This is a genomic window from Legionella sp. ST3F1 (assembly GCF_048553315.1).
GTDB lineage: Bacteria > Pseudomonadota > Gammaproteobacteria > Legionellales > Legionellaceae > Tatlockia > Tatlockia donaldsonii.
Map to the genome: position 1 here is coordinate 65102 of NZ_JBLZIO010000011.1, position 26636 is coordinate 91737.

The following is a 26636-nucleotide window of genomic DNA, read 5'->3' on the forward strand; positions in this document are numbered from 1 at the left end:
GAAGCGAAAAGGGCAAAAATTTCTTGATCCTAACAGTCGCCCACCCTAAGATGCAATTTTTATACAATTTAAGAGATAATTATGCCATCCGAGCAAGGCAGCATCGAGCGAATCAAGAAATCGTTAGAGGAAGCAAAAGGACCTGGCCTTTGCCTTTCTTTTTTTAGTGATGGGCTTGACTCTTTTGGCGCGGATCTCATTGGCAAATTCCTGAAATCGAATACGACCGTAACGGATCTGGAGCTTTATGGTAATAAATTCACCAGCGTAGGGACCTTCCTGCTAGTCAAGAGCTTAAAAAGGAATACCGGTCTGATCAAGCTTGCCCTCGGAGGTAACAATTTTAATGATGGTTTTGTGTTAGCCACGTTGGCTGAGGCGGTAAATAGCCATCCTAATTTGGTTTTTCTTGAGTTGGGGGATAGCGAAATGGGTGGAAATGCGACCTTTTTGTTATCGAAGCTGGCGACAAGGCGATTTCCAAAACCACTTATTCTTATTCTTAATAATAACGACATTACAGATGATGTAATTGCCGCTTCAGCACAGGCCTTGGAGAATAATACTTCTCTGACGGAGATTAATCTTTCCGAAAATGAAATAACCAGTGCCGGTGCTTCCGTTTTGGCAAAGGTATTAAAAAAGAATAATACGTTGAAAGTACTTAACCTTTTTGCAAATGCAATCGATTATCAAGGGGTTTTAGCTCTATTTGAGGCGCTAAAAATTAATCGCACTTTGACTACAATCGACCTGTCTTCGAATGAAATTTATACTAGCCAGGATAATCAGGGGAAGCTTGGTGCCAGGATAGCCGAAGTACTCATGGAAAACAGCTCATTAACCGCCGTATTACTTAGTGACTTGCAACTGGGGAATGAAAATATACTATCATTTGTCAGAGTCATCAGGGCTAACACGAGTTTAACTGCACTGGGTCTTGAGGGTAACGCTATTAGCGACCAGACCGAGGCGGCCTTGGTTGAAGCATTAGAAGATAATATCTATTTGACCAAATTCGAGCTTGATACAAAACTGCGTCCTCAGATAGATCGTTTGTTAGCTCGTAATCAATTGTTGCAACAGAGGTATGTACAGCCATTACTGGCTGCCTCTGAGAAAGAGGATACCGCTGAGATTATCAGGTTGTTAATGCAGATGAAAACGGCATACCCAGAGATAGATAGTGCTAATTCCAAATTACCAAAACAATTAGTCCATTTCTATTGGAGTGTTGCTGATGAACTCGTTGATTCTTTATTTGTGAGTGAAGGGTTGAATGATAAAGCCCGTTATTCCTTGATTCTTGAGCTGTTAAAAAATAGGCTTAACGAGGAGAAATATCAAAAAATAGTAAGGGCCTGTTTGAAAGGACTTGGACGATTAAGTGGAGCGCAAGAGAGTGATTCGGATTTTGAACCCCATCAATCGAATCAGTTTGTGACCTACTGTCAATTGCGCTCGGCTGGGCAGCGAGTACTGAGTGAAACGATCGATACGAATGGCCAAATAAAAGAAACACATCACCACCGACATCAATTGTTAAGAGCACTCTGTCATCAGGAAAGTTATACACCACTGGCAACACACTACTTACTTGCTTCGCCAGAAGTAAGAGCGCAACTTAACCTGAATGACAGCGACAAACCTGTTGTCATTGATGCAGTTATAGTAACCAGTACAGATAATTCAAGTAATAGGCTTGATAAAGACGCTGCGATTTTAGTAATGGGGGATAAAATTGACCCCGATCACCGGGCGCAATTAATGTTATACGGCTATACAGAGGCCGTAAAGAAATTCTCTAAAGATACGCTACCCAAGCCTGAACACCTTCTGAGGCATGCTGTCGATAGGCTTACAACCGAACTCGATGATGAGAAAGAACATCGGTTCACGTCTTCCTCCGGCAAGGAAGAAGTAGACACTGAAGTTACTCCAGGCTACCCAAATTCCTTAGCACTAAAGGGTGTTTTCGGGAAAAGTTATGTCAGAAAGGAATCTTCATCAGAAGATGAAGAGGACCCGTGCCCACAGAAAAAAACAAAATTTTTCTAAACCATGTTGGGCAGTCCTCTTAACCCGGCTATCTATATCGGGCAGTCCATTATTGAAGCTAAAATAACCGGTGTATTAGACCGCGTTTCCCCAATGGCACCTGAGTAAAGAATAGGTGGTATGTGCTTGTGTAGTTGTATTTTTTCATTAGAAGTTCTCTGTTATTCTGGCCGACACCATGCTTTCAATTTATTCCTTTTCAATAAATATTGTATCTAAAACAACATATTTATGTTGTTAAACAATATTTTTGCTGTCGTCGCTTTTAACCTGGTCTATAATTAACCCGTGGGATTCTGCATCATAATGATGCAGCGTAGTATAAGGAGATTTATTATGAAGATTAAATCCACAATAGCTGGGTTAGTATTCGCTACATCGATGATTGCAGTAGCGGGAACAAGCCAAGCTGCATGCGCATCTTGTACCGTGCAAGAAGGATTTTCAGGAACTGGATGGCACATGGTTCGATGTAATATTTGTCTTCAACCTGCCGAAACCTGGCAGCAATATGTTAGCGGAGGCTACGCTCCACCAGTAACTGGAAATAATAACCTATGGCTCATAGGACGATAATTTCCAGTACAGAGGGGGAGATTGACTCAGTAGTTCTGGCTGGTCTCACCCTCGCTTCTTTAATGAAATATAAACGCTTCAAATAGATGCACGCCCGATGTTTTTGCAGATGATCAAATGCATTTGAGTTCAGAAACCCTGTTCAAGTCTATTCATTAATTCTGTCGCTTCTCTGCGGGTAAATGGTTTAGAGATGAAACCGGAGATGTTGGCTTTTTGAATTTGTCTGGCAAATTGCGCTTCACTATGCACACTCAAAGCGACAACGGGAGTCTTTTTATTAAGCAGGCTGGTGGTTTTAATTAGCTCTGTAACCTCAAATCCATTATGTCTGGGCAAGCTTAAGTCCATCACGATAAGATCAAAATGCATCAGGTTGCATTCTTCCAGGGCTTCTTCACCTGACTCAGCTACAATGACGTCACAGTGAAAGTCTTCTAAAATGGCCTTAAACGCTTCCTGGGCTGGCTTGGAATCGTCTACTAATAAGAGTTGATATCTTTTCATGATCCACTTAATCCCTGTGAAAAATTGATAAACCAATTTTAAGTGCGTTAATCAGCATTATTGAAAACCAGATTACTTTAGCAATAAAAAACAGATCAGAACAGTCACCGGCATGTGGTCGCTAATTTTATACCAAGCCTCAGTCTCTGAGGGCTCGACCGATTTATTTTGAACAGCACTTTTAGATGCCGTGCCTATAGCACGGCAGGTAGGTCATTAAAGGGCTTTCATAAACTCAGTCAGATCCGCTTTTTCCTGAGTATTTAATTGTAACTGTAGAACCAAATTAAAGAATTCAACCGTATCAGCCAAAGTCAACAGACGACCATCATGCAGGTAAGGTGGAGAATCCTTTATACCGCGTAAAGGAAAGGTTTTAATCGGTCCATCACCTACTGCTCTGAGCCCATTGATGGTTTGTGGATTAAAGAAACGTTCCGTATGCAGGTTATGCATCGTGTTGTCGGTGTAATAAGGAGGGGTGTGGCAAGTGGCACATCTTGCTTTACCAAAGAAAAGTTCCTGGCCGCGCAATTCTGCTGGCGTTGCTTTAGCTGGATCCAGTTTCCCATCCCAACTCAGTTTGGGAGCAGGTGGAAAATCCAATATTTCCTGAAATTCAGCCATGAAGTGGACCTGGCTGCCACGCTCAAGAATATTGACTCCCTTTTTGGTCGCAATGACCGGGTCGCCATCAAAATAAGCAGCACGTTGTTCGAATTCAGTAAAGTCTTCGATTGTTTTTAATGCGCGCTGTGAGCCAAAGAGCCGCTGAATATTTACACCACGCAAAGTCGGGGTATTAATACGATGACGAAACTCTTGTGGGCGAATGTCTCCAACCAGATGAGTTGCCTTGTTGGTATGGCCATTGGCATGGCAATCAAGACAAGCAACACCACGGCTGGGTTCTATGGTGCGCCGATCATCGGTTTGGTTAAATTGTTGTTGTGGGAAAGGGGTTACCAACAACCGTAGACCTTCCAATTGTTTAGGGTTAAGGATGCCGTTAAATAATTCAAAATAATTATTGATAGTTACCAGCTTTCCTTGTGATACATCGCCAAGATCCGGACGTGTTGTCAAAAAGATCGGGGCAGGAAAGGGTGGTAAAAAATGATCGGGAATATCAAAATCCAGATCAAAGCGAGTCAGATCGCGGTGTTCCTGCTTGTTGATTTCATCGATAGCAAATTTTGGAAAAAGCATACCCCCTTCAGGATGGTTGGGGTGCGGCAGAGGCAAGAAACCTTGAGGATATAACCCTTCTTCCTTAATTTGCTCGGGCGTCATTTTAGCGAGTTGATCCCAGGTTGTTCCTTGAGGTAGCTTAACGCGTACACCTTCCTGAATGGGTTTCCCATTTGACATTTTCGCATTTTGCGACGGGTTGTTGGTTAAATCATAACGCTGGTTAAGTAAATCCTGCTGTTTTTTATTAATCGCGTCTTTTGCAGCAGACATGCGCTTCATAACTGTCTGAAAAGGTTCTTGCATGATAACGGGCATGTAGCTGGTAGGCGGTGCGCCAGAGGCTTGGGAATTAGAAGGTGCCGTAGCTGGAGTAGACGCCGGCTCAGCATAGGCTGACGTTATAACTGAGCAAGAAAAGGCGGTCAATCCAATGATTTTTTTTAACATAGAAGATCCATTTCTTATGAATATAGTCTTCCTAATCATAAAAGAGTTGTAATTTCATTACAATAAGAGAACTTTGATGCTTAGTTTCCCAAGACAAATAACTACTAATTCTGCTCAAAATTGCACGCAGGTTGACAAGTTTTTTCGCTTCAACTAAATTAAGGGTCGTTTTTATCACCGGGGGTGCTTTGCAGCGATTCGTGTTGCAAGGCTGAGAAAAACCCTTAAAACCTGCTCTGGTTAATACCTGCGGAGGGAGTGTGATGGTTAGAGATATTTTTCTTATTTAATGGCCTTTTAAGCAGGCTTATCTTTGACGTCACATCCTCTGTTGTATGAATAGAAGGATGTTATGGCTGCTCCATTTTACAAACTTATGTTGGTCACCCATCGCGGGTCTTGTCCTTTAGCGGAGTATTTGCTCTTTATTGAACAATGTGTCAGTGCAGGCGTTAGTTCTGTACAACTTCGCGAAAAAAATGCTCCCCCAGCTTTTCTATTAGCATTCGCTTCTGAACTTAAGAGTCTTTTAGATCACCACCATATTCCGCTGATCATCAATGATGATCTTGATCTGGCTTTAGCCGTCGATGCACAGGGTCTGCATTTGGGACAGACTGATGGTTCACCACAACTTGCCAGACAGCGTTTGGGGCCGGATAAATTGCTCGGTTTATCAATAGAAACGGAAGATGATTTGCAGCGAGCCAATCAGTCTGTTGTGGATTATGTAGCCGCTAGTGCTGTTTTCCCTACTCAGCATAAAAAGAATATTCGTACAACCTGGGGCTTGGATGGGCTGCACCGTTTAAGTTTACGCTCGACTCATCCAATGATCGGTATTGGCGGTATTGATCAACACAATGTCAAGGAAGTCATGGCAGCGGGAGCGAAGGGGATTGCGGTAATTGGTGCTCTTCATAAGGCGGAAAACCCTGCGCTTATGGCAGCAACGCTACGTCAATTAATGGAGGGAAGTGAAACATGATGAATCTGTTGAAGGATTTGGAAGAGGCGTTAGTTAGCCTCCGTCAAACGAAGCCTTTGGTTTTATGTTTAACCAATTTTGTTACTATGGAATTTATGGCTAACAGCTTATTGGCCTCGGGGGCGGCACCCTTGATGAGTCAGGCGATGGATGAAATGGAAGAGCTGATTACGATCAGTCAAGTCGTTAACATCAACTTAGGTACCCTCGATCACGCTTTTTATGAACGAGCGTTAGAGGCGGCAAAAATAGCCAAGTCACAAAACAAGCCTGTTGTGCTGGATCCCGTTGGTGCTGGCGCAAGTCGTTTACGCACCAGTGCGGCAAAATCGCTTCTCCCTCATGTCGATATCATTCGCGGCAATGCCAGCGAGATTCTGGCTTTAAGCGATGAAGCAGGTGATACGAAAGGCGTTGAATCGGCCCGTAGTGTGAATCAGGCAATGAATGCTGCGCAACAACTGGCTGTTTCACCATCAAAAATTGTTGTAGTGAGTGGCCCGGTTGATTTTATAACCGATGGCAGACAGGCAATCAATTTACCCTTTGGTTCACCACTGATGCCTTTGGTGACGGGTATGGGTTGCACGCTGACTGCTGTAATCGCTGCCTTTGCGGCAATTGGCTTAAGCATGTACCAGGCTGCTCTACTGGCGACTGCTTATTTTGGTTTATGTGGACAACTAACCCAGCATAAAACACAAGGACCAGGCGGTTTTCGACAAGTATTTATTGATAAATTATATAAACCCGATTGGGAATTATTCGGTGAGTGGATTGCAGGTTCTGAGATAGTTGACTCGTTCAATTCGATTAACTGAGATAGAAAAATGACAATGCGCTATAAAACCCTGTCTATAGCAGGTTTCGATGGTTCCGGTGGGGCGGGTATTCAAGCCGATTTGAAAACTTTTTCTGCTTTTGGCTGTTATGGTATGACAGTGCTAACCGCGTTGCCGGTACAAAATACCCGTGGGGTTAAAGCTTGTTATGAGCTGCCTTTACAGGCTATTGATGATCAATTGCATACTATTTTTGAAGATATCCGCCCAGACAGTATTAAAATCGGTATGCTTTTTAAACGAGATATTATTGAGTTAGTGGCCCATTTCCTCAGGCGCTACGCAGCAGGAATCCCGATTGTCCTTGATCCTGTACTTGTCGCTAAAAGCGGCGATCGGCTGCTATTACCTGATGCCCTGGATACCATGAGATCAGTGCTTATTCCGCTTGCAACAATCATTACACCGAATTTACCCGAGGCCTGGGCATTAACTGGTGAGACGAATGCTGCGAGTGACACCATGCTGGAGCTAGCGCAAAAGCTGATTAAACTGGCCCCGCAAAATGTCTTATTAAAAGGCGGGCATTTATCCGCATCCCACTCGAATGATCTGCTTCTTAACCGGGAGGGGGAGTTTTGCTGGCTAGAGGGAACCCGAATTAATTCAAACAATACACATGGAACGGGATGTACCTTATCCGCTGCTATCAGTGCGTGCCTGGCTTTAGGTGTTGAGTTAAAGGAAGCGTGTAAAATAGCTAAAGACTATGTGTTTAAGGCAATAGACGCCGCGAAAAATGAGCAAATTGGCTTGGGACATGGGCCGTTACATCATTTTTATCATCTCTGGCCCAAGCTGGACTTTTATAAACCTTGAGCGACTCTTGTTTAAGAGTTTGCTTTTTCCCTTAGTTTAGAGCTATAACTTATTGGAGATAAACCAAAAGGATAGAGCAATGAGTACCTTTCTCATAGCGATTTTAGTCATCATTGTGTTACTCGTCTTCTGGGCGATAGGCATTTTTAATAGCTTAATTGGCTTAATTGAGGCGATTAATAACAATAAACGCCAAATTGATATTCAATTAGATAGGCGCTTCAAGGTATTTGAATCCTTAATTGAATCAGTAAAAAAATACATGGATTACGAGAAAACCACTTTGAAGGATGTCGTGGCGTTACGTAATCAAGCGCAGGCAGCCAAGGCTGCTGGCGATGAAAAAGCCCGGATGGCGGCAGAAAACGGGATTTCGCAAATTGCATCTGGCTTGAATGTGGTGTTTGAGCAATATCCTGACTTGAAGGCAAGTTCGAACGTTTTGCAATTGCAAGAAGAAATCGTCAATACTGAAAATAAACTGGCCTATTCCAAGCAAGCTTATAACGATAGTATTGAACGTTATTACGCGAAGAAAAAATCCTTTTTTGAATCCATGGTAGTTAGTTTTTTCCGTGATAAATTGGATAAAGTATTTGACTATTGGTCATTGCCTGATGATCAAATTAAGGCACGCGAAGACTATACCGTGAAATTTTGAGTAATTTATGGCTCTTTCTGATTATCATGCATCCGTAGGCAATTGGCGCGAGCAGTTGCGCCGTAATGAACGCAGGACTTTCTGGGTAATTATGATTTTCCTTGCTGTTTATGCGGGCGTCGGTATGTTTGCGGATGTGGTTATTGTGCAGTCGCTCTATCCCCAGGCAACTTTGCAGCAGTGTATCTATGCTCTGGTCACCTGGCGTGTCATGCCTTATGCAACGATATTAATGATAGCTTTTGCAGCTATCTCCTTATTGGTTACCTATACGCTCTATGATCGCATTATGTTACTCGGTACTGATTCACGCGAGATTAACGAGAACCTTGCCCAAACGTTACAGGAAAAACAACTTTATAACGTGGTTGAGGAAATGAAGGTTGCAGCAGGCCTGCGGTATATGCCCAAGGTTTATCTCATTGAAGCAGACTACATGAATGCCTTTGCCAGTGGTTACAGTGAAAAATCAGCCATGGTCGCTATTACTCGCGGTTTAATGGAAAAATTGGATCGTGCGGAATTACAGGCCGTTATGGCGCATGAATTAAGTCATATTCGCCATCATGACATCAAGTTGACACTGATGGTTGCAGTGCTAAGTAATATTCTGTTGATTGTAATTGATATTTTATTTTACAGCGTGATTTATCGGCGTGATCGACGTGAAGATAACCGCCTGGTATTGGTTATCACTTTACTACGGTATATCCTGCCTGTCATTACCGTGGTTTTAGCGCTCTTTGTAAGCCGTACACGTGAATATATGGCAGATGCCGGATCCGTTGAATTAATGCGCGATAATGAACCCATGGCGCGTGCACTGCTGAAAATAACCCAAGATCATCAACAGCACGCTGAGCAATATAGCGGTCAATATGGGCAAACACCGCATGAACAGGTGCGGCATGCTTCTTACCTGTTTGATCCTTCCAGTATTGATCCGGTGAAATCATTTAGTAATGCTTTCTCTACTCATCCTTCGATTGATGAGCGTCTACGTGCTTTGGGTTTTAAACGCAAGAGTCCTAAAGAAACGAAGGAAGAGCCTCAGGAATAAAGGGTATCAGCCTTTTGCTTCTTCTGGATACTCAGCGTTGATGGCAGGCTACGCAACCATAGCCAGAGTTAAACAGGATTGCTTTGTCTGGATCAGAATGGTCTTTCTGAAAATTGGCAACATTAGCCTTCGCGTTCAAAATTCTTTTTTCCAGCATTTGGCGATAGGGCCAGGATGAATAATTTTTGGCAAGTTTGGCGTTTTGATAGATTTTGATACCGGTTTGCCAATCGCCGGCTTTCACTAACATATCGCCCATATTCATAAAAAATCCTTCAAAATTATGAGGGGCAACCCATGAGTTCCAGCAAGCGCGCGCCTTACCTTGCTGCGTTTCACGAGCCATATAGGAGTTATAATCAGGATTTTTGCGGTCGATTTTCTTTCCTGCACACAAATCGAGAGTACGCCATTGCCATTCCAAGCCCTCTTTAAAAGAATCGGATTGCGGCGCTAAGGTACTCATTGGATAGCCTGCGGTAAAATAATTAAATTCCGGCCAATTAGCGATCGCGCGCTGCAAGGTAAAATAACCGCGCACTTCTTCGCGCTTATCATGAAAAATTTTGCCTTCAATTAATTGGGCATCCCCCAGGAAACCTTCGAAGACAGCATTGTGCGGATCAAGAGTAAAGGCATCAGAAAAATATTTTTTTGCCAAGACAATTTCATTAGTAATTTTAGGTGATTCCTGGGGCAGGCGTTGACGTTCGGTGATCTTCCAGATATGGGTAAAGCCTATATGGGCAGCAAGCTTGGGATCATTCGGATTTTGAAGATAAGCGGCCATCAATAAGTAATCTGCTTTGTTCAGATCGTTATAGCGTCCTTGATGCAAGGTATCCCAAAAAAAAAGTTCTGCTTTCTTAGCCAGTTCGCTATGCGATGGAATAGCGCGCTTCTGTGGAGTAGTCATTAAGGCTATTCGTTCACAGCCTGTAAGACTTAACACCATGAGATTTAAGATAATAAAAGAGAATCTCATCTGGGCTCTCCCTGGCAATTGACTCATCTTTATAGCATCTAAACTTAATTATTGACAAGCCAAGCCAGGAAAGAATAGGGGGGGCTATACAAATAATTTTTCATTAGCATCATAACCAGGAAATTCGGGATCTTTTAGATGTTTTTTGTCCTCTTCGTAATCTAACGGATCAAGAAGGAAAAAACGATCAGGCAGGTAATGTGAAGTGGCTACGGCTTTATTTGGTTTACTGAGCTTCGAGGCAGAGACAGAAGGCACTGGGCCTGGAGGGGGAGCTGCGGGAACAGGTACTTGCTCACCTTTTTTTAATGCCTTGTTATAACGCGAGTCTTTAACAAAAATAGCCAGAGGCAGTAAGTCATCAAAGGTTTGACTCGCTACAATTGCTTTGACGGAGAACTCTTTAATACATTTTTCAGTAAGAATACTTGAATGATCTTCATAAACTAAAAGTTCATTTTTTGACAGGTTATAGTAATGCTGAAGATCTTCCAGCATTTCTTCCTTAGTCGGTCTATAATGGCCGCTTTCATTGCTGACTAAACACAATTTTCCTTTTTCAAAGACCAAATAACCTGCTGAAGTGACTTTTTTGCCATTACTTAGATAGGAATGATGTGCAATATCCTCTTCTTTGGCAGCAAAGAGAGCTCCTGACAAGATTCGTACATAAAGATATTTACCATGAGGCACTGTTCCATCAGCGAATGCAAAAATACCGTTCTCATTCGTGTGTAATTCTGCAGCAAATTTCAATAATACCTCGGGAAGGTAACTAGATTCTTCATAGTTGGCTTGCAATCTTCTTTGGCGTTTTCTCTCGGGACGACAATTATCTTTTAATGCAATCCCGCGGAGTCGGATATTATTCGCATTTTCTGAATTAAAGCTATCTGTTGGCATGACGTCTACTATGACTAACTAGTTTGCGTCATTTTAAAAAAGAATTATTAAGACTGTATTAAATTGGGTGTTTTTGATTTTAAATTTTACTTTTTGTATTCTTAAAGCCATTTCTTGCGTTTAAAATACTTAAAAGGTATCAGGGCTGATAAAATCATGAGACCAAGCGCGACAAGATAACCCCATTTGAAGTTTAATTCCGGCATGAAATGGAAATTCATACCATAAATACTGGCGATCAAGGTGGGCGGCAGGAAAATAACAGCCGCTACGGAAAATATTTTAATGATGGCGTTCTGTTCGATATTAATCATTCCCAGCGTTGCATCAAGAAGAAAATTGACTTTACTGGAAATAAAGTTAGCGTGGTCGCTCAGTGCACCAACATCTTTGGCTAAAGTACCTAGCCTGATTTGCCCTTCACTATCAATTTGAGGACCAGCTGACTGCCCAAAGAAAGTAATCAAGCGATTAAAATTAACCAGACACTCTCGCGCTTTGGTGTTTAGATCCGCATTGGCGCCAATGAGTTGAATGATTTGTTGATAATCCGGTTTTTCAGCGTTTGGGGTTTGCTGTTGGCGAAAAATGGTATTGGAGGCTTCTTCCAAACGGTGGCCAACAGTTTCCAGCATATCGGCCAATCTATCGACTGCCGATTCAATTAGTTCGATGAGCAGGTTAGCTGGTTGATGGAAGTTAATATCAATTTTTTGTACCTTTGCTGTAAATAATTTAAAAGCCAGCGGTTCGATATAACGTATAGTAATCAGCTGTTGCTTGGTAAGCACAAAAGTGACCGCGTCATGTTTGGGATCTGGAGAGGCTGATCGTGCAATCATTAACGCGGTCATAAACAGGGCTTCTTTGGTTTTATAGAGTCGGCTGGATAGTTCAATTTCAAGCATTTCTTCACGAGTGGGAATATTTAAATTTAAGAATTTTTCAATGAGTAGCTCTTCTTCCTTTGAAGGGTGAAGTAAATCAAGCCAAATGGCATCGTTCAGTAAAGGAAGATTATTTTCAGTAATTTCATGAACTTGCAGGGCACCATGATCCAGGTAGGCTGTAATCATCCGATTCTCATTTCTCATGCTGTTAAATTAAGTTAATCTATTTAGCGGTGACAAGCTAGTCAACGGCTGAAATTTTATTAATGAGGATAGGGCTTATTCGTGGTCGATTTGTTTAGCTGCATGGGAAGGGTATTAACCGTATCAATTCATTGAAAAGGACTAATCGGATGAACAAAATCTGCATCGTTATACTGTTATTTTTTAGCCCAATGATTGTGGCAAATGCAGCACAACAATCAGTGCGTTGTGTTTTGCAGGGTTTAAAAGATCCCATCTCCTTTGTAGTACCGAGCAAAGCAGGTGATTTGCCTCAGATCGATTTTCCTTATGCGGTCAAGACGATACTGTTTAGTCTGAGAGATAAGAATTTAATTCTGGTGGCAGTCGATCAGGATGATGCTTCACGCATGAGGCTCTTTCTTTCTGCGCAAGCCCATACTAAAAAACAACGCTATGACGGCCAGTTTATGGCCGATTATGGGGGTAATCAACTGCAACTGGATAATGGGCCTGTTTCTTGTGAGGTTAAATAGCGTTCTCTCTATAGCGAGTTTCCGAAGAAGTCTAATAATACAGGGGTTCTATAGCCAGTTGGGTTGCGAAACCCAACTGGCTATTCCTCAATCCTGGAATTAGATGCTTACTGATGGACGTTCTATTGCAGGCGCGCCATGCTCTACAAAATCAGCGGGGAGATCGGCTCCTGCTATTGTCTGAACTAACTCTGCTTTGTCAATTTGCTCGGCTATATGTTTTCTTAGTTCTGGAGGTAAACAGGGTTGTGCAAGATCCGCTATTTCAGACATAAAGAAACGAAGACGATTTTTCTGAAATAGAAGCTGTTTAACATAATTTAAATTTAAATGTAGGCCCATGTGTTTTAACCGTGTAGAACTCTCGTCTGTAAAAATAATCTTCTTTTGGAAATCACTCTCAGGGTCGTAATCTAACCTTAAAATCGCTGCCAACTCCCTCATATCGTGTTCAAAAAATCTCTCTTGCATTCTGCCCGGCGCATACCGTACCTGATAAATAGGATTATTACTGATTCCAAAGAGTCCTATCTTGCCATCCCCTCTTAAGAAAAAGGTTGCTTGCTCAGTGAAGAGACGTGCATCAGATTCCATAAAATCACGTCCTCTTATCATTGCCCCTTCCCCAATTGCCATGAGATCCCCTTTGGTTATTTCATTGAGTATAGGAATAATTCTAGCCAACTCTATTTGGCGATCATTCTGAATAAGCTGTTTTATAAAGCCAAGAAGACAAAGGGTTTTACTTAGAGGTTCCCCTAATTCATCAGCCGGGTTCCTAAGTAACATAGTTACTATGGACATAGTCTCTTGATAATCTGCGGTATTACGGAAGGTTAAGATCGCTTTAAGGATTGCTTGAAATACATCCCGCTTATTCGTGAACTGGCCATGAAAATAATCGTGGAGAGGGCTTGGTAGTCTAGTTTGCCCTGTCTCCTTGTCTACAACAAAGTTATCTTCGAGCCTCTTATGATCGACAGCAAAATAGTCATAGTTGGTAAGATAGGTAAAATCATCTTTGGTAAACTTGGTAAAGGTATTTATAAAATCCAACAGGGCAAGAGCCAGGATTCGATCTTTGGGTAACTCACAACAACGAGTCTCCATAGAAAATTCATTATAAATACCCTCCACACAGGCCTGGAATTTATATTCTTGTCTATTGTCCCCAATAATCGTTTTGAGAGTATCGCTTAAGTCCTGGAAATGTGGATGAAAGTTCAGAGTCATACCTATATAGTCATTGTTGAAAAAATAGCTTTTAGCCCGTAGTCCCCCATCGGCAGGCACCGAATCTGCTGGTTGTATGGAGGTAAGTTTTATTTGGATAATGCCCTCTGTCTCATAGAGACTAAAACCAAGAAAAGTCATTCCTAGATCCTTGAATTAAAAGGGGATCATTTGATAACAATCAAAAAATTAAAAAAAACGAAAAATTATCTTCCCCTGATTCCTAAATGGAATGAAAGTCTTGTCGCTGGTTAAAAATTTCTGGATAATCGAATTCCCCACCTAATAAGTTAAATTGCTCTGCTCCTATGAAGCCAAATTACCGTCTGTTTAACGCAATTATTTTTGATTTTGATGGTGTCATTTTGGATAGCGAGCCGATTCACTTCGAAGCTTGTAACTATGTACTAAAAGACATTGGCTTTAATCTTGATTACGAAGAATTTAAAAAAAATTATTTAGGTTTAGCTGACAAAACATTATTTCCGCAATTATTGGCTAGTAAAAGATTGAGTCTGCCATTGGATAAAATCGATCAAATGATCGATAAAAAACAAAATTATTTTACGTCTCTCATTCGTAATAAAAAGACATTGCCGGTTATTAACGGTGTGGCCCAATACATCAAACAAGCTGTTAACGCAGCAAAAAAACTTGCCATTTGCAGTGGCGCAGCCCAAAAAGAAATTTTAACCGTATTGAAAAAACTAGAGCCTGACATTCAGGTGTCTCATTTCAATGCCATCGTGACAGCCGATGAGGTGCGCTATGGAAAACCCTCGCCTGAGGGCTATTTACTCACCGCGCAAAAATTAGGACTTCTTCCTAACCAATGTTTGGTTATTGAAGACTCACCGCACGGCATTAGGGCCGCAAAAGAAGCTGGAATGCCTGTCGTTGCTCTACTCACTTCCTATCAGGAAGCAGAGTTACTGCAGGCAGATTATATTACCCGAGATTTTGAAACCTTAGTGCTTGCTCATTAACAATAGATATACGCAAACTGCTCATATTTTTTTCCTCAATTAATCATTGATTTATGCATGTTGTAATTTAAATGAATTCCTTGTTTTTTATTTTCTCATTTTAGATGAGAATAATACAGAGAAATATTGTCTGAAATCGATACCTGAAAGGAATGAGACTTAACGAGTCGGAGAGAATGACCAAGGCGTGTTTTTAATGGTCTAACGGTGTCAGGTTATTAAAACCGAATGACACGAGCCTTGCTTTTTCAAAGCCAGGCATTGTTATAATTAGATCAATAACATTGATGTTATCTTAGAACAAAGTGTCATTGGACTAGTGATAAATTTTAGAAGGTTATCAATATGAACACTGAATTACCGGAGCAGCTAACTGACTTGATCGTAAAAAGGTTAAGTGAGGCCAGGGACGATTTGAAAAAACAATTTTCCTTTGAGCATCCTGTAAAAGTTGCACGCCATTTCGCTCTGGATAATCTTCTTCCTAAGGAAATCGCAGAGGAAATCTATGCTAACTTTCCTAAACCCAAGGACATGCATGTATTAAGTCATCGTGGGGAATTAAAGCTACGATATAGTCATCTAAAGGATACATCCAGTCTGATACAGGATATAAACAAGGCGATTCAAAACCCACGGGTGGTTGCTGAAATTGAAGCGATTACGGGGATCAAAAACCAAATACCCGATCCCTCGCGATTTGCGGGTGGTATCAGTATGTTACTCAAGGGATATTACATCAATCCTCATTTAGATAATTCGCATGATATCGATAAAAAATTCTATCGCACTGTTAATTTACTTCTCTATGTTTCACCGAATTGGAAGGAAGAAAATGGCGGCAATTACGAATTATGGGATCAATCACTTAAAAATCGCATTGTTGTTCCCTGCTTTTTTAATCGCCTGGTTGTGATGGAAACCAATCGCATTTCTTGGCACTCTGTTAATAAAGTCTTATGTGATGCGCCCCGCTGTTGTGTATTCAATTACTTTTTTTCCGAGCAATCACCGGCAGGCGAACCTTATTTAAATATTAATTCTTTTCTGAATCCCCTCTACAGACCTCGCGCTGAACAAAAAATTCGGTGCGCAATTGCTAATGTAAAGCATGCAATTTTGAACAAGATACGATAATACACTGGATAGGTGTAGCAACTGTCTTGAAATGGAAATTCAAAACAGTTGCTACAGGGTACTTATTTAGTGCTGGTATAGGCTGGGCATGATGGGCAAAAGAGACCACAACCTGAAACGAGGGCAGTAGAGCCAACGATTGCTACTAAAAATACTATTGTTTTCATGACATTTCCTTATTATTTAGTGCTAGTGTAGGCCGGGCATGCTGGGCAAAAGAGACCACAACCTGAAACCAGGGCAGTAGAGCCAACGATTGCTACTAAAAATAGTATTGTTTTCATGGCATTTCCTTATTATTTAGTGCTCGTGTAGGCTGGGCATGCTGGACAAAAGAGACCACAACCTGAAACCAGGGCAGTAGAACCGACGATTGCTACTAAAAAGATGATTGTTTTCATTTATTAGCATCCTTGCATAAGTGTTGACATACATAGTATATATACAGTTTTAAAAATTGACAAATTGCATATTAAAAAGAACAAATGTTCTTTAAATGAAAAAGTTAATTGTGTATTGATACTCTTATTATAGTCTTTGTACGGATAAGTATTGTTCAGACTTGGATTGCAATATAACAAGGTAGCTTAGAGTCAACGGTCTCTATAGAGTCTGTATTGAGGTATTGATTGAGGTATTGGCGTCCGGATCAGGTGAGCCCCTAACCCGGATTACCTTTAACTATTAGTAACAAGTAGCATCGTAACAGGTTGGGCAACAACGTTTGGTAACAACAGGTCTGGCAACCACGACTGTTTTACAGCAAGTACTGTCAACAACAGCAGTTCTTACATTTCCGCAACAGGGGGTGGCAACAACGGGTGAAACAGTATAATCGCTTCCAGCCATATCCATACAACCACAACCAGTTAGACTGACTACTATCGGTATCAATGCTATCCCTTTCATAGTTAACCTCTAGTTTAGGTAGGTAGCTTGAGTGTATATTATTTATTCTTTTTGCGCAAGTTTTGTCTATTTCGGGATGAGGATACAAGCCCATTTTAAAGACATCCAACACCGAGTTAAGCCCGGTGTTGTGGTTTGTACTTATTATTCTGCATCCTAGGTAGACAAGTCCCTATGCGCAATACGCATGTAAAAAAAGCAGCAAGGCTTTTTGCACATGCAAGCGATTTTCGCTTTGGCTAAACAAGGCGGCTGCAGGTTCGTCTGGCAGGGTTACAGAGACTTCTTTACCACGAACCATCGGCATACAATGCATAAAAATAGCTTCTGGTTTGGCATGAGCCATGAGTTGTTCATTCACCTGAAAATCAGTAAATGAAGTCTCGTCGGTTTCTTGCTCAAATCCCATGCTTGTCCACACATCTGTGTAAACTGCGTGAGCGTCACGAACTGCTGTTTCCGGTGTTGAATGACCGTGAATCATTCCAGGTGTTGCCGCCATGCTCTTGGCAAGAAGCCCCTCATTAGGTTGATTGGCTGCAGGACAGCAATAGTTTATTGTTATGCCGAGTTGGGGTGCCATTAATAACAGACTATGAAGAATATTATTACCATCACCAATATAGGCCATCGTTAAACCGGCCAGGGTACCGAAATATTCCTGTAGGGTCAGTAAATCAGCAAGGATCTGGCAAGGATGATACAAGGCGGATAATCCATTGATAAGGGGGACGTTGGCGTAAGTCGCCATTTCTTCCAAACCTTGATCATCATGGGTTCGCACCATAATGAAATCGCAATAACCATTTAATACTCGGACCAGGTCTCGTGGTTCTTCCGATTTTCGGGTCGTGCTGACACTTTCTACAGCTGTACCCCCCAGACTTTGCATGGCAAGAGAGAAACTTAACCGGGTCCGGAAAGAGGGTTTTTCAAAAATCATGGCCAGATTCTTATGCAATAAGGCATTAGAATAATTTTCTGGTTTCTCTTTCACGAGTTTGGCGAGTGTCAAGATGGCCATGATATCCTGGTCGTTGAGTTCCATCCCTGTTAAAACATGCCTGGTTTTCGAAGGATGCCTGATTTGCTGATAGAGTTTTTGCAACGGTTTGACAAAAGGTTCTTCTGCACGGTTATGGCAAAGACTTTGTACCATCATTGCAGATGCTTCATAAGTGGACGCGTAGGGAATATGGTGTTGCAGAGCAAACGATAAAAAATCCAGATGAGCGTCAACCACCAGGATCAGATCAGGATTCTTGCCTGGCTGGAGTTCGTCGATAAGCGTAAATCCTGCCTTTGCCAGGGTTATCAGCAATGGATCATTTTTAGCAAAACCAGAAGTAAAAACAACCTTGGCGTTTTGCTCATCGCAGTGATTACCTGCAGCAATCTGTGCTTTTAAGTAGGCTTCATGAGGTGTCAAACCGATACCCATGACTTCGCCAGTACCCTTCATTTCCGGGCTAAGGAGTGGGGTTGACGTTGAAAACTTGCGGAAAGGTAAGACGGCTTCTTTCACACAATAATAGGGTAAAGTGACGGGCGTTAAACAGCGTTGTTCTTTGAGTGAAATGCCCAGCATGCAATTGACTGCAATTTCTATTAAAGGAATACCTGTTGCTTTGCAGATAAAAGGAGTGGTTCTTGATGCTCTGGGATTGACTTCAATCAAAAATACCTCAGACCCTTTTACTGCAAATTGCACATTCATAAGACCTTTCAGTTTTAAGGCACGCGCCAGAATTTTCGTTTGTTTATGAAGAAGATTAGTGAGAGCCAAAGGAAGTTTATAAGGGGGCGTTATACATGCTGAATCACCCGAATGAACACCCACTGCTTCGATGTGTTCGAGGACTGTGGGAATAAAGATATCGTCGCCATCCGATACAGCGTCAATATCGACCTCAATCGCACCCGTAAGAAACTCCTCCAGTAAAACCGCGTGTGATGTCGTTTTAAAGAGCGTTTTAAGCTTGGCAACCAGGCTCTCTTTATTGGCCACAATTTCCATACCACGGCCACCCAGGACAAAAGAGGGTCGAATAATCAGGGGAAAACCAAGCGTTTCTAAAGCCTGATCGAGTTCATCAAGATGGGTAATCGCTCGATTTTTAGGTTGTTTTAAGCCTAAATGGACGATTAAATCCCGGAATTTATCCCTGTCTTCGGTGATGTTGACCAGTTCAGCAGTTAATCCTAGCAAAGGAACGCCATCCTGATGGAGCTTGTCTACCAGATTTAACGGCGTTTGTCCGCCAAATTGCAGAACGACGGCTGTCGGTTTTTCATGCTCAATCACATCGCGTACTTTTTCATAGGTTAGTGGCAGAAAATAAAGTTTGTCAGCGACATCATAATCAGTAGACACGGTTTCCGGATTGCAATTAACCATGATGGTTTCAAAGCCTGACTTGGCAAATGCCTGCATGGCTTTGACGCAGACATAATCAAATTCGATGCCTTGTCCGATACGATTGGGACCACTGCCAATAAGCATAATCTTGGTTTTCGTACCGGGCTTCGATTCGCAATACTGTTGGTAGGTGCTGTAGAGATAGGCAGTGGCTGTTCGAAATTCACCGGCACAGCTATCGACACATTTATAGACTGGTTGTATCCCAAGTTCTTGCCGGTAAGATCGCACCTCTGCTTCTGTGCTATGGATAAGTTTGGCGAGCCGTTGATCAGAAAAACCATGTTTTTTCAGACTTAACAAGGTGGTTTGATCGAGATCATACAACGATTGGCCGCCAAGGTTTTGTTCCAGGGTAACGATTGTTTTAATTTGGTGTAAAAACCAGGGATCAATAAACGAAGCAGCATGCACTTCTTCAACGCTAAAGCCGCGACGAAAACTTTCCGCAAGACACCAGAGATGCGTACTGGTATGTCGTTTGAGTAACACTTTTAACGCATCATCATCTAATTCAGGTAACGAATCGAAACCCGACGCATTAATTTCCAGACTTAAGATGGCATGTTGCAAACTTTCCGCGAAAGTACTACCAATCGCCATCACTTCTCCCACAGAGCGCATTTGTGGGCCGCGAGCCAGGTCTTGCGCGTTAAATTTCTCATCATGAAAGCGAGGAATTTTGACCACGGTGTAGTCAATGCTTGGTTCAAAAGAAGCGGGTAAGATGCCGCCGGTAATTTCGTTTGGTAATTCGTCCAGGGTATAACCGACCGCAAGCTTGGCAGCAATTTTGGCAATGGGAAAACCAGTTGCTTTTGAAACCAGCGCGGAAGAGCGAGAGACCCGCGGGTTCATTTCGATGACCACCATCCTGCCATTTTTCGGATTAAGAGCGAATTGAACATTTGAACCACCGGTGTCAACACCAACCGCACGCAGTACGGCAAAGGCTGCGTCACGCATGGCTTGATATTCATCATCGGTAAGCGTTTGGATGGGGGCGACGGTGATCGAGTCACCCGTGTGAATTCCCAAGGGGTCAAAATTTTCAACACCACAGACTACAATGCAATTATCCTTTTTATCGCGTACCACTTCTAATTCAAATTCTTTCCAACCGATAAGCGCTTCATCGATGGAAATTTCCTGGCAACCTGGTTGGGAAAAAGCGTGTTTGAACGCCGCTATGGCTTCTCCTTCACTATGTACAACGGCTGCTCCGGCACCACCCAGGGTAAAGGAAGAGCGGACAATGAGAGGTAAGCCCAAATTCTGCATGATTTGTTTAGCACCATCCAGGCAGGTAGCGGAGTAACTTTCAGGAACATTTAAACCAATCTCTGTCATTTTCTCATGAAACAAGGTTCTGTCTTCGGCAATCGTGATTGCGTTAATGGATGCCCCAATTAATTCAACCTGATATTGGGCTAAAATACCTTCTTTATGCAGCGCTAAAGCGCAATTAAGAGAGGTTTGCCCGCCCAGGGTAGCAATAAGGGCATCAGGGCGCTCTTTGGCAATAATTGCGCTCACTGAAGCAGTCGTAATGGGTTCAATATACGTCGCATCGGCTAAATCAGGATCGGTCATAATAGTAGCTGGATTCGAATTAACGAGAATGACTCGATAACCTTCTTCACGCAGGGCTTTTAAGGCTTGGGTACCTGAATAATCAAATTCACAGGCTTGGCCAATATGGATTGGACCAGAGCCGATTACCAAAATGCTTTTAATATTAGTGTTTTTTGGCATACTGCACCTCGTGAAAAAACTGCTGGAACAGGATCATGAGTTCGTTAGGTCCTGGATTCGCTTCTGGATGTCCTTGAAAGGAAAAGGCGGGGGCATTGCGATGGGCAAGCCCGGCAATTGTTCCATCAAATAAGGAAATATGAGTAGGGATTAAATGCTCGGGTAATGAGCGCTCATCGACGACAAAACCGTGGTTCTGGCTGCTAATAAAGACCGTACCGGTTTTACAGCATTTAATGGGGTGATTGGCACCGTGATGGCCAAATTTCATTTTCCTTGTCTTTGCACCGGCTGCCAGCGCTAAAATCTGATGGCCCAGGCAAATGCCAAAGACAGGGATTTGTTGCTCTAATAATTGTGAAGCCAGTAGAATCACGGATTCACAACTTTCCGGATCGCCGGGGCCATTAGTGAGTAATACTCCGTCAGGAGAAAAGCGTGTTAATTCGCTAAAACTAATCGTATCGGGTACTACTGAAATTTTGATAGGGTAGGTTGCCAGGGTTTTTAAAATGGCTGTCTTAACGCCGCAATCAACAACGACAATATGCGCTAACGCATCGATGGGATCAGCATAGAGATACGCTTTTTTGGTCGAAACCAAGGTTGCCAGATTACTCCCTTGCATGGCTGGCGCACTTTGTAGCATCAACAGCGCCTGGTCAGGCGTGATGGAATCGACGGTCACTATACAACCATTTTGACTGCCTTGCTCGCGCAAATGCAGGGTGAGTGCGCGAGTATCTATCTCTGTCAAGGCAGCAATATGATGTTTCAGAAGAAAATTCTCCAGGCTATCTTGTGCGCGCCAGTTACTATAATGAGGTGAGTAGTCTCTGAACACGGCCGCTGCGGCATGGATTTTTTCTGATTCATGATCGGCTTGATTAACACCGACATTGCCGAGGTGGGGGGTCGTAAAATTAATAATTTGGCCAAAATAGGACGGATCGGTCAAAATTTCCTGATAGCCTGTTTGTGAGGTATTAAAGACCATCTCTCCCAAGGCGTGGGTTTTTGCACCAATCGCTTTCCCTTGAAAGAGAGTGCCATCAGCCAAGATGAGGAAAGCCATTTTTTGTCTCCTTAAGAAGCTCGGAAAGCGAGCAATTTTTTTCAACGGCTTCGCTTACCCAAAGACCGACTTGATGGTGTGCATCTCTGAATGGCATCCCTTGTAAAACCAGGGACTCCAGGATCGCTGTTGCATCCAAATAACCACTGGTTGCTTTTCTGTGCATTAACTCGGTATTGAAGGTGAGGCTTTGCAGAAAAGGGGAAATAATTTGCAGGCAAGCAGTCAGTGTATTGACCGTATCAAATAAACTTTCCTTGTCTTCCTGCATGTCTTTGTTGTAAGCAAGCGGCAAGGCTTTCATCACCGTCAAGATACCGGTTAAATGACCAAAGACCCGCCCGCTTTTGCCACGAATCAGTTCTAGCACGTCAGGATTTTTCTTATTGGGCATTAGCGACGAGCCGGTCGAAAAGGCATCATCAAGGGTAATAAAATTGAATTCCTGGGTTGCCCAAAGAATAAGATCTTCTGCCAAACGTGATAAATGCATCATGATAAGAGCCGCAATAGAGCAAAACTCAATGATAAAGTCGCGATCGCTGACTGCATCCAGTGTATTACTAATCACTCCCTTAAAGCCCAGTGTTTCGGCGACCCAGTGTCTATCCAAAGGCAGATTACTCCCTGCGAGGGCACCAGCACCAAGGGGCGAAAAATTCATTCGTTCATGCCAATCATGCATGCGGCTCAGGTCACGGCTGAACATGGCATCAAAAGCCGCAAAATAGTGACCCAAATAAATAGGCTGAGCCTGTTGCAGATGAGTGTATCCAGGCATCTTGGTATTAGCATGCCGGGTGGCCAAATCCTGCAGAACTTCCTTGAGTGTTTGCAAGAGGCTGTTTATCTGTGCACCTGCTTCCCTGGTATAAAGTCGCAGATCGAGAGCGACCTGATCATTACGGCTGCGGCCAGTATGTAATTTCTTACCAATATCGCCTGTTTTTTGAATGAGCAACTGTTCAACAAACATGTGAATGTCTTCACAGCTTTCATCAAGGACATGTTGTCCTTTTGTTATTTCCAACTCAATTTCGGCAAGTGCTTTATTAATAGACTGTGCTTCATCATGGCTTAAAAGACCCTGCCGTGCGAGCATGCTGGCATGTGCCTGACTGCCAGCAATATCATGACGGTAAAGGATCTGATCAAAAGCCAGTGACGCATTAAATTTCACAACACTTGGATCAAGCGGCTTTTTAAATCGGCCGCCCCAGGTTTTATTCGTCATACTTGCCACCCCTTATGAACCATGCCGTATACTTTTGCTGACAGAGAGAAAAGGTTGATAAACCCTTCCGCATCTTTTTGATTGTAAACATTATCCTCTTCAAAGGTAGCGAGAGCCGGATTATGTAAACTGTATTCAGATTGCATACCGCAGGGAATCAGATTGCCTTTAAACAGTTTTAACTTGACTGTGCCGGTGATATGTTTCTGCGTCACTGCAATCAAAGCGTCCAGGGCTTCTTTCGCTTGAGAAAACCATCGCCCTTCATAAACAAGATTGGCATAGCTTTGTTGTAGAGATTGCTTCAAATGGAGCGTGGCTCGATCAAGGCATAGGCTTTCCAACATCTTGTGCGCTTTATAAAGCACTGCGGCAGCCGGTGCTTCATAGACTCCCCTGATTTTCATCCCTACCAGCCGATTTTCAACGATATCAGCCACACCGATACCATGGGCTCCTGCCCGCTGATTCAGCGCTGTTAATAAAGCGACTGGCTCCATGGCTTTATTATTCAACGCCACAGGGACACCTTGTTCGAAATCGATAGTCATCAGTTCAGGCGTATCAGGTGTCTGTTCAAGCGTCGCGGTCATTAGCAATAAATCGTCAGGTTGCCCCTGACTGGGATCTTCCAAGACACCGCCTTCATGGGAGATGTACCAAATATTATGATCGCGAGAATAAGGCGCCTTTGGTGTTACCGGGACATCAATACCATGTGCTTTGGCATAATCGATTGCTTCCTGGCGTGACTTAATTTCCCAGGATCGCCAAGGGGCAATAATTTGCAATTGAGGAGCCAGTGCTTTCACGGTGTACTCGAAACGAACTTGATCATTGCCTTTGCCAGTTGCGCCATGCGCAATCGCATCAGCGTTTTCTTGCAAAGCAATTTCAACCAGCTTTTGTGCAATCAAAGGTCTTGAGATCGTTCCTAAAATATATTGCTCTTCATACAAAGCGCCAGCTTTCACCAATTGCCACAGGTAATTGGTGACAAACTCCTCCTGTACATTGACCACATAAGCGTTGGTTGCGCCACTGTTAATCGCTTTCTGCTTAATGGCTTGCAAATCTTCTTGTTGGCCAAGATCACAAATGACTGCAATCACTTCAGCCTGGTAGTTTTCTTTCAGCCAGGGGATCATGACAGAGGTATCGAGGCCTCCTGAATAAGCTAAGGCAATTTTTTTAATGGTTGTGGTCATTCGTGTCTCCTAATAGTATTTCTTTAAGTCGTGAACAGGGTTGGTTAATTCCTGGGGTTTAACATCAGCTACCAATTGACCGCCTTTGAGAACGACCAGGCGATCACTCATTTTGGTGAGAAAATCCAAATCATGCGAGGCAATCACCATGGTAACCCCCATGGATTTAACGGAATGCAGTAAGCTAACAACGTCTTCAATGGTTGCCAGATCCAGGCCGGAAGTTGGTTCATCACAAAGTAATAAGTTGGGTTGCATCATCAAACTGCGAGCCAGGGCTACACGTTGTTTTTGTCCCCCGGAGAGTTGATGAGGGTAAGACGCTGTTTTGTCTGCTATGCCAAGTGTATTTAACAGGGCTAGTGCTTCCTTGTCGTGCTGACTTGCCTTATTTTGCAGTTTGGGAGCGTAAGTTAAGTTTTCTAACACCGTCATATGAGGAAACAGCTGGAAGTCTTGAAACATAAATCCGCTTTTACCTGAGAAGTCGATAGTTCCAGAATCAAGGACTTCCAATTTCTGTATACAACGCAGCAGCGTCGATTTTCCTCCACCAGAAGGACCAGCCAACCCAATAATCTGATGGGCAGCAATACTCAGATTCAGCTGATCTAATACAGGGGTAGAGCCAAAATTTTTGCAGGCATTATTGATGTACAGCATCATGCCCTCCTTGTTCGATTTTTTTGCCTAAATATTCAATGAGTAAAACCAGACCGTAGTAGTAACAACCCGCAATACACAACGGTAAAAAATAGGTAAACTGTTCGGCAGCAATGGATTGTGCTTTGCGCATCAGATCCATACCACCAATAGTGGAGATCAAAGCGGTCTCTTTAAGAAGCGCGATCATTTCATTAATGAGGGCTGGCAAAATATTCTTGATGACCTGCGGTAAAATAATATCTTTCCATAAATAAAAGGTTGGAATTTGTAGTGTTTTTGCTGCCTCGAATTGCCCCTTAGGCAAATTTTCTATTCCGGATCGCAGAATTTCAGCAATATAAGCAGAGCTATTAAGACCGAAGGTCAGTATTCCAGCAACCACGATATCGAGTCGCAAACCGAGCAACCCAGGTACGGCAAAATAGATGAAGCTTAATTGTAGAATTAATGGTGTTCCTCTTATTATTGAAACAAAACGATTAATCAGTAATTTCGCCATCCCGTTATAACGCAAAATGGCAAGAATTGTCCCCAGCAGGATGCCTATGAGCATCCCGCCTGCCAGGAGTTCTAACGTAAGTAAAGTGCCTTGACCGATAAAGAGGAGATTTTGTTTTAACTCGTCCATTTGCCACCCTCCAACCAGATTTTTTGAAGTTTGGCGATTTCCCCTTTGGTTTTTAACGTATTGAGGGCTCGATTAACCTGTGCTTTCAATAAGGAATTCTTTTTGAAGACCAAGCCGTAACCATCGGTTGCTTTAGCAATAATGGTGTAGTTTAAGCCGGGATTTTTTTTGCTGAAGATGGCTCCCTGAGCACCATCGACAAGAACGACATCCACATGACCGGCTTTTAATGCTTCTATTGCCTGGTTGTTATTATCCATTGCCACAATATTTCCTTGGGGAAACTGTTTTTTCAACCAAATTTCCATGGTGCTGCCTAGTTGGCAGGCCAATTTTTTTCCTGCCAGTTGTGACGGGTTATTGATGGGGTCTGTTTGATTAAACACCGCTGCCATTCCTTCAAAATAGTAGGGTGTACTAAAATCAAAATTCTTTTTCCGATCTTCAGTGATGGTAATCGTTGAGATGGCAATGTCAGCTTGTCCCGCACTTAGCGCTGGTAAGATAGAGCTAAATTGCATATTGTCAAAAACGGCTTTTTTGCCTAATTCTTTAGCAACAAGCTTTGCCAGATCAATATCGAACCCCTTAATTTCACCTTGCTCTTGATATTCAAAAGGTGGATATTCTGCGGAGGTGACAAAATGGATTTTACCCCTCTCTTTTTCGTTGCCACATCCAGAAACAATAAGAATTGATGCACTTAACAGGCAGGGTATCAGTTTTCTCATAATAGT

General features: G+C 42.7%; 24 protein-coding genes and 1 riboswitch. Of the genes, 10 read left to right on the plus strand and 14 right to left on the minus strand.

Translation table 11 applies throughout. From position 1 onward, the window contains the following. Window positions 1-81: 81 nt before the first annotated feature. Both ACN4Z1_RS09190 and ACN4Z1_RS09195 read left to right on the plus strand, forming a co-directional pair. On the plus strand, window positions 82-2058 hold the full coding sequence (locus ACN4Z1_RS09190; protein ID WP_419388119.1) for a hypothetical protein: 1977 nt from the start codon (window positions 82-84) through the stop codon (window positions 2056-2058). Window positions 2059-2394: 336 nt separating this feature from the next. After that, window positions 2395-2634, plus strand: coding sequence for a hypothetical protein (locus ACN4Z1_RS09195; protein ID WP_058446864.1), 240 nt, complete (start codon window positions 2395-2397; stop codon window positions 2632-2634). Between the two features lie 129 nt (window positions 2635-2763). Here ACN4Z1_RS09195 and ACN4Z1_RS09200 read toward each other — a convergent pair whose 3' ends face one another. Then, window positions 2764-3141: a response regulator gene (locus tag ACN4Z1_RS09200; protein WP_058446867.1), complete on the minus strand. Its 378-nt coding sequence runs from the start codon at window positions 3139-3141 to the stop codon at window positions 2764-2766. Between the two features lie 216 nt (window positions 3142-3357). Continuing rightward, window positions 3358-4782, minus strand: coding sequence for a cytochrome B6 (locus ACN4Z1_RS09205; protein WP_228363783.1), 1425 nt, complete (start codon window positions 4780-4782; stop codon window positions 3358-3360). A gap of 169 nt (window positions 4783-4951) precedes the next feature. Beyond that, a riboswitch (TPP riboswitch) is annotated at window positions 4952-5058 on the plus strand. 76 nt (window positions 5059-5134) lie between these two features. Here ACN4Z1_RS09205 and thiE point away from each other — a divergent pair. From thiE to htpX, 5 genes are all read left to right on the plus strand, one after another. Further along, window positions 5135-5770 carry a thiamine phosphate synthase gene (thiE, locus tag ACN4Z1_RS09210; protein ID WP_228363784.1) on the plus strand — a complete coding sequence of 212 codons (636 nt, stop codon included), beginning with the start codon at window positions 5135-5137 and terminating at the stop codon, window positions 5768-5770. Then, window positions 5767-6591: a hydroxyethylthiazole kinase gene (gene thiM / locus ACN4Z1_RS09215; RefSeq protein WP_228363785.1), complete on the plus strand. Its 825-nt coding sequence runs from the start codon at window positions 5767-5769 to the stop codon at window positions 6589-6591. Before thiE ends, thiM begins: the two co-directional genes overlap by 4 nt. Window positions 6592-6600: 9 nt before the next feature. Continuing rightward, window positions 6601-7431: a bifunctional hydroxymethylpyrimidine kinase/phosphomethylpyrimidine kinase gene (thiD, locus tag ACN4Z1_RS09220; protein WP_419388120.1), complete on the plus strand. Its 831-nt coding sequence runs from the start codon at window positions 6601-6603 to the stop codon at window positions 7429-7431. Between the two features lie 79 nt (window positions 7432-7510). Next, a complete protein-coding gene (locus tag ACN4Z1_RS09225) occupies window positions 7511-8092 on the plus strand; it encodes a LemA family protein (RefSeq protein ID WP_058446875.1) in 582 nt (193 codons plus the stop codon). Between the two features lie 7 nt (window positions 8093-8099). Further along, window positions 8100-9152 carry a zinc metalloprotease HtpX gene (gene htpX, locus ACN4Z1_RS09230; RefSeq protein WP_419386826.1) on the plus strand — a complete coding sequence of 351 codons (1053 nt, stop codon included), beginning with the start codon at window positions 8100-8102 and terminating at the stop codon, window positions 9150-9152. Between the two features lie 31 nt (window positions 9153-9183). Here the strand turns inward: htpX and ACN4Z1_RS09235 are convergent, their stop codons facing one another. The 3 genes from ACN4Z1_RS09235 to corA form a co-directional block, all read right to left on the minus strand. Continuing rightward, window positions 9184-10137: a hypothetical protein gene (locus tag ACN4Z1_RS09235; RefSeq protein ID WP_228363788.1), complete on the minus strand. Its 954-nt coding sequence runs from the start codon at window positions 10135-10137 to the stop codon at window positions 9184-9186. 84 nt (window positions 10138-10221) lie between these two features. After that, entirely contained in the window at window positions 10222-11040 is an 819-nt protein-coding gene (locus ACN4Z1_RS09240) for a hypothetical protein (RefSeq protein ID WP_228363789.1), read from the minus strand. A gap of 101 nt (window positions 11041-11141) precedes the next feature. Further along, a complete protein-coding gene (gene corA, locus ACN4Z1_RS09245) occupies window positions 11142-12116 on the minus strand; it encodes a magnesium/cobalt transporter CorA (RefSeq protein ID WP_228363790.1) in 975 nt (324 codons plus the stop codon). Window positions 12117-12283: 167 nt separating this feature from the next. On the opposite strand from corA, the gene ACN4Z1_RS09250 reads away from it, so the two are divergent. Beyond that, on the plus strand, window positions 12284-12649 hold the full coding sequence (locus ACN4Z1_RS09250) for a hypothetical protein (protein WP_228363791.1): 366 nt from the start codon (window positions 12284-12286) through the stop codon (window positions 12647-12649). 99 nt (window positions 12650-12748) lie between these two features. Here the strand turns inward: ACN4Z1_RS09250 and ACN4Z1_RS09255 are convergent, their stop codons facing one another. After that, window positions 12749-14023 (minus strand): hypothetical protein, encoded by a 1275-nt coding sequence (locus ACN4Z1_RS09255; RefSeq protein WP_419388121.1) that lies wholly within the window; start codon window positions 14021-14023, stop codon window positions 12749-12751. 167 nt (window positions 14024-14190) lie between these two features. Between ACN4Z1_RS09255 and ACN4Z1_RS09260 the strand changes: the two genes are divergently transcribed. Both ACN4Z1_RS09260 and ACN4Z1_RS09265 read left to right on the plus strand, forming a co-directional pair. Further along, window positions 14191-14868, plus strand: a complete 678-nt coding sequence (locus ACN4Z1_RS09260; protein WP_228363793.1) for an HAD family hydrolase — start codon at window positions 14191-14193, stop codon at window positions 14866-14868. A gap of 345 nt (window positions 14869-15213) precedes the next feature. Continuing rightward, a complete protein-coding gene (locus ACN4Z1_RS09265; protein WP_115220298.1) occupies window positions 15214-16005 on the plus strand; it encodes a 2OG-Fe(II) oxygenase in 792 nt (263 codons plus the stop codon). A 684-nt stretch (window positions 16006-16689) separates the two neighbouring features. Here the strand turns inward: ACN4Z1_RS09265 and ACN4Z1_RS09270 are convergent. The 8 genes from ACN4Z1_RS09270 to ACN4Z1_RS09305 form a co-directional block, all read right to left on the minus strand. After that, on the minus strand, window positions 16690-16914 hold the full coding sequence (locus tag ACN4Z1_RS09270; protein WP_131753200.1) for a hypothetical protein: 225 nt from the start codon (window positions 16912-16914) through the stop codon (window positions 16690-16692). Window positions 16915-17086: 172 nt separating this feature from the next. Continuing rightward, a complete protein-coding gene (gene carB, locus ACN4Z1_RS09275) occupies window positions 17087-21088 on the minus strand; it encodes a carbamoyl-phosphate synthase large subunit (protein WP_228363794.1) in 4002 nt (1333 codons plus the stop codon). Next, complete coding sequence (carA, locus tag ACN4Z1_RS09280; protein WP_419388122.1) at window positions 21072-22163, minus strand: glutamine-hydrolyzing carbamoyl-phosphate synthase small subunit; 1092 nt, start codon at window positions 22161-22163, stop codon at window positions 21072-21074. The genes carB and carA overlap by 17 nt, the downstream gene beginning before the upstream one ends. Then, window positions 22141-23397, minus strand: coding sequence for an argininosuccinate lyase (gene argH / locus ACN4Z1_RS09285; protein ID WP_419388123.1), 1257 nt, complete (start codon window positions 23395-23397; stop codon window positions 22141-22143). The genes carA and argH overlap by 23 nt, the downstream gene beginning before the upstream one ends. After that, complete coding sequence (locus tag ACN4Z1_RS09290; RefSeq protein WP_419386626.1) at window positions 23394-24605, minus strand: argininosuccinate synthase; 1212 nt, start codon at window positions 24603-24605, stop codon at window positions 23394-23396. Before ACN4Z1_RS09290 ends, argH begins: the two co-directional genes overlap by 4 nt. 9 nt (window positions 24606-24614) lie before the next feature. After that, window positions 24615-25268 (minus strand): amino acid ABC transporter ATP-binding protein, encoded by a 654-nt coding sequence (locus ACN4Z1_RS09295; RefSeq protein ID WP_115220303.1) that lies wholly within the window; start codon window positions 25266-25268, stop codon window positions 24615-24617. Continuing rightward, window positions 25252-25899: an amino acid ABC transporter permease gene (locus tag ACN4Z1_RS09300; protein ID WP_419386627.1), complete on the minus strand. Its 648-nt coding sequence runs from the start codon at window positions 25897-25899 to the stop codon at window positions 25252-25254. Before ACN4Z1_RS09300 ends, ACN4Z1_RS09295 begins: the two co-directional genes overlap by 17 nt. Next, entirely contained in the window at window positions 25887-26630 is a 744-nt protein-coding gene (locus ACN4Z1_RS09305) for a substrate-binding periplasmic protein (protein ID WP_419388124.1), read from the minus strand. Before ACN4Z1_RS09305 ends, ACN4Z1_RS09300 begins: the two co-directional genes overlap by 13 nt. Window positions 26631-26636 lie beyond the last annotated feature (6 nt).

Excerpts from the sequence above, each read along its gene's own strand:
- ACN4Z1_RS09190 (WP_419388119.1), top strand. The coding sequence starts at position 82 with ATGCCATCCGAGCAAGGCAGCATCGAGCGAATCAAGAAATCGTTAGAG.
- ACN4Z1_RS09195 (WP_058446864.1), top strand. The coding sequence starts at position 2,395 with ATGAAGATTAAATCCACAATAGCTGGGTTAGTATTCGCTACATCGATG.
- ACN4Z1_RS09200 (WP_058446867.1), bottom strand. The coding sequence starts at position 3,141 with ATGAAAAGATATCAACTCTTATTAGTAGACGATTCCAAGCCAGCCCAG.
- ACN4Z1_RS09205 (WP_228363783.1), bottom strand. The coding sequence starts at position 4,782 with ATGTTAAAAAAAATCATTGGATTGACCGCCTTTTCTTGCTCAGTTATA.
- thiE (WP_228363784.1), top strand. The coding sequence starts at position 5,135 with ATGGCTGCTCCATTTTACAAACTTATGTTGGTCACCCATCGCGGGTCT.
- thiM (WP_228363785.1), top strand. The coding sequence starts at position 5,767 with ATGATGAATCTGTTGAAGGATTTGGAAGAGGCGTTAGTTAGCCTCCGT.
- thiD (WP_419388120.1), top strand. The coding sequence starts at position 6,601 with ATGACAATGCGCTATAAAACCCTGTCTATAGCAGGTTTCGATGGTTCC.
- ACN4Z1_RS09225 (WP_058446875.1), top strand. The coding sequence starts at position 7,511 with ATGAGTACCTTTCTCATAGCGATTTTAGTCATCATTGTGTTACTCGTC.
- htpX (WP_419386826.1), top strand. The coding sequence starts at position 8,100 with ATGGCTCTTTCTGATTATCATGCATCCGTAGGCAATTGGCGCGAGCAG.
- ACN4Z1_RS09235 (WP_228363788.1), bottom strand. The coding sequence starts at position 10,137 with ATGAGATTCTCTTTTATTATCTTAAATCTCATGGTGTTAAGTCTTACA.
- ACN4Z1_RS09240 (WP_228363789.1), bottom strand. The coding sequence starts at position 11,040 with ATGCCAACAGATAGCTTTAATTCAGAAAATGCGAATAATATCCGACTC.
- corA (WP_228363790.1), bottom strand. The coding sequence starts at position 12,116 with ATGATTACAGCCTACCTGGATCATGGTGCCCTGCAAGTTCATGAAATT.
- ACN4Z1_RS09250 (WP_228363791.1), top strand. The coding sequence starts at position 12,284 with ATGAACAAAATCTGCATCGTTATACTGTTATTTTTTAGCCCAATGATT.
- ACN4Z1_RS09255 (WP_419388121.1), bottom strand. The coding sequence starts at position 14,023 with ATGACTTTTCTTGGTTTTAGTCTCTATGAGACAGAGGGCATTATCCAA.
- ACN4Z1_RS09260 (WP_228363793.1), top strand. The coding sequence starts at position 14,191 with ATGAAGCCAAATTACCGTCTGTTTAACGCAATTATTTTTGATTTTGAT.
- ACN4Z1_RS09265 (WP_115220298.1), top strand. The coding sequence starts at position 15,214 with ATGAACACTGAATTACCGGAGCAGCTAACTGACTTGATCGTAAAAAGG.
- ACN4Z1_RS09270 (WP_131753200.1), bottom strand. The coding sequence starts at position 16,914 with ATGAAAGGGATAGCATTGATACCGATAGTAGTCAGTCTAACTGGTTGT.
- carB (WP_228363794.1), bottom strand. The coding sequence starts at position 21,088 with ATGCCAAAAAACACTAATATTAAAAGCATTTTGGTAATCGGCTCTGGT.
- carA (WP_419388122.1), bottom strand. The coding sequence starts at position 22,163 with ATGGCTTTCCTCATCTTGGCTGATGGCACTCTCTTTCAAGGGAAAGCG.
- argH (WP_419388123.1), bottom strand. The coding sequence starts at position 23,397 with ATGACGAATAAAACCTGGGGCGGCCGATTTAAAAAGCCGCTTGATCCA.
- ACN4Z1_RS09290 (WP_419386626.1), bottom strand. The coding sequence starts at position 24,605 with ATGACCACAACCATTAAAAAAATTGCCTTAGCTTATTCAGGAGGCCTC.
- ACN4Z1_RS09295 (WP_115220303.1), bottom strand. The coding sequence starts at position 25,268 with ATGCTGTACATCAATAATGCCTGCAAAAATTTTGGCTCTACCCCTGTA.
- ACN4Z1_RS09300 (WP_419386627.1), bottom strand. The coding sequence starts at position 25,899 with ATGGACGAGTTAAAACAAAATCTCCTCTTTATCGGTCAAGGCACTTTA.
- ACN4Z1_RS09305 (WP_419388124.1), bottom strand. The coding sequence starts at position 26,630 with ATGAGAAAACTGATACCCTGCCTGTTAAGTGCATCAATTCTTATTGTT.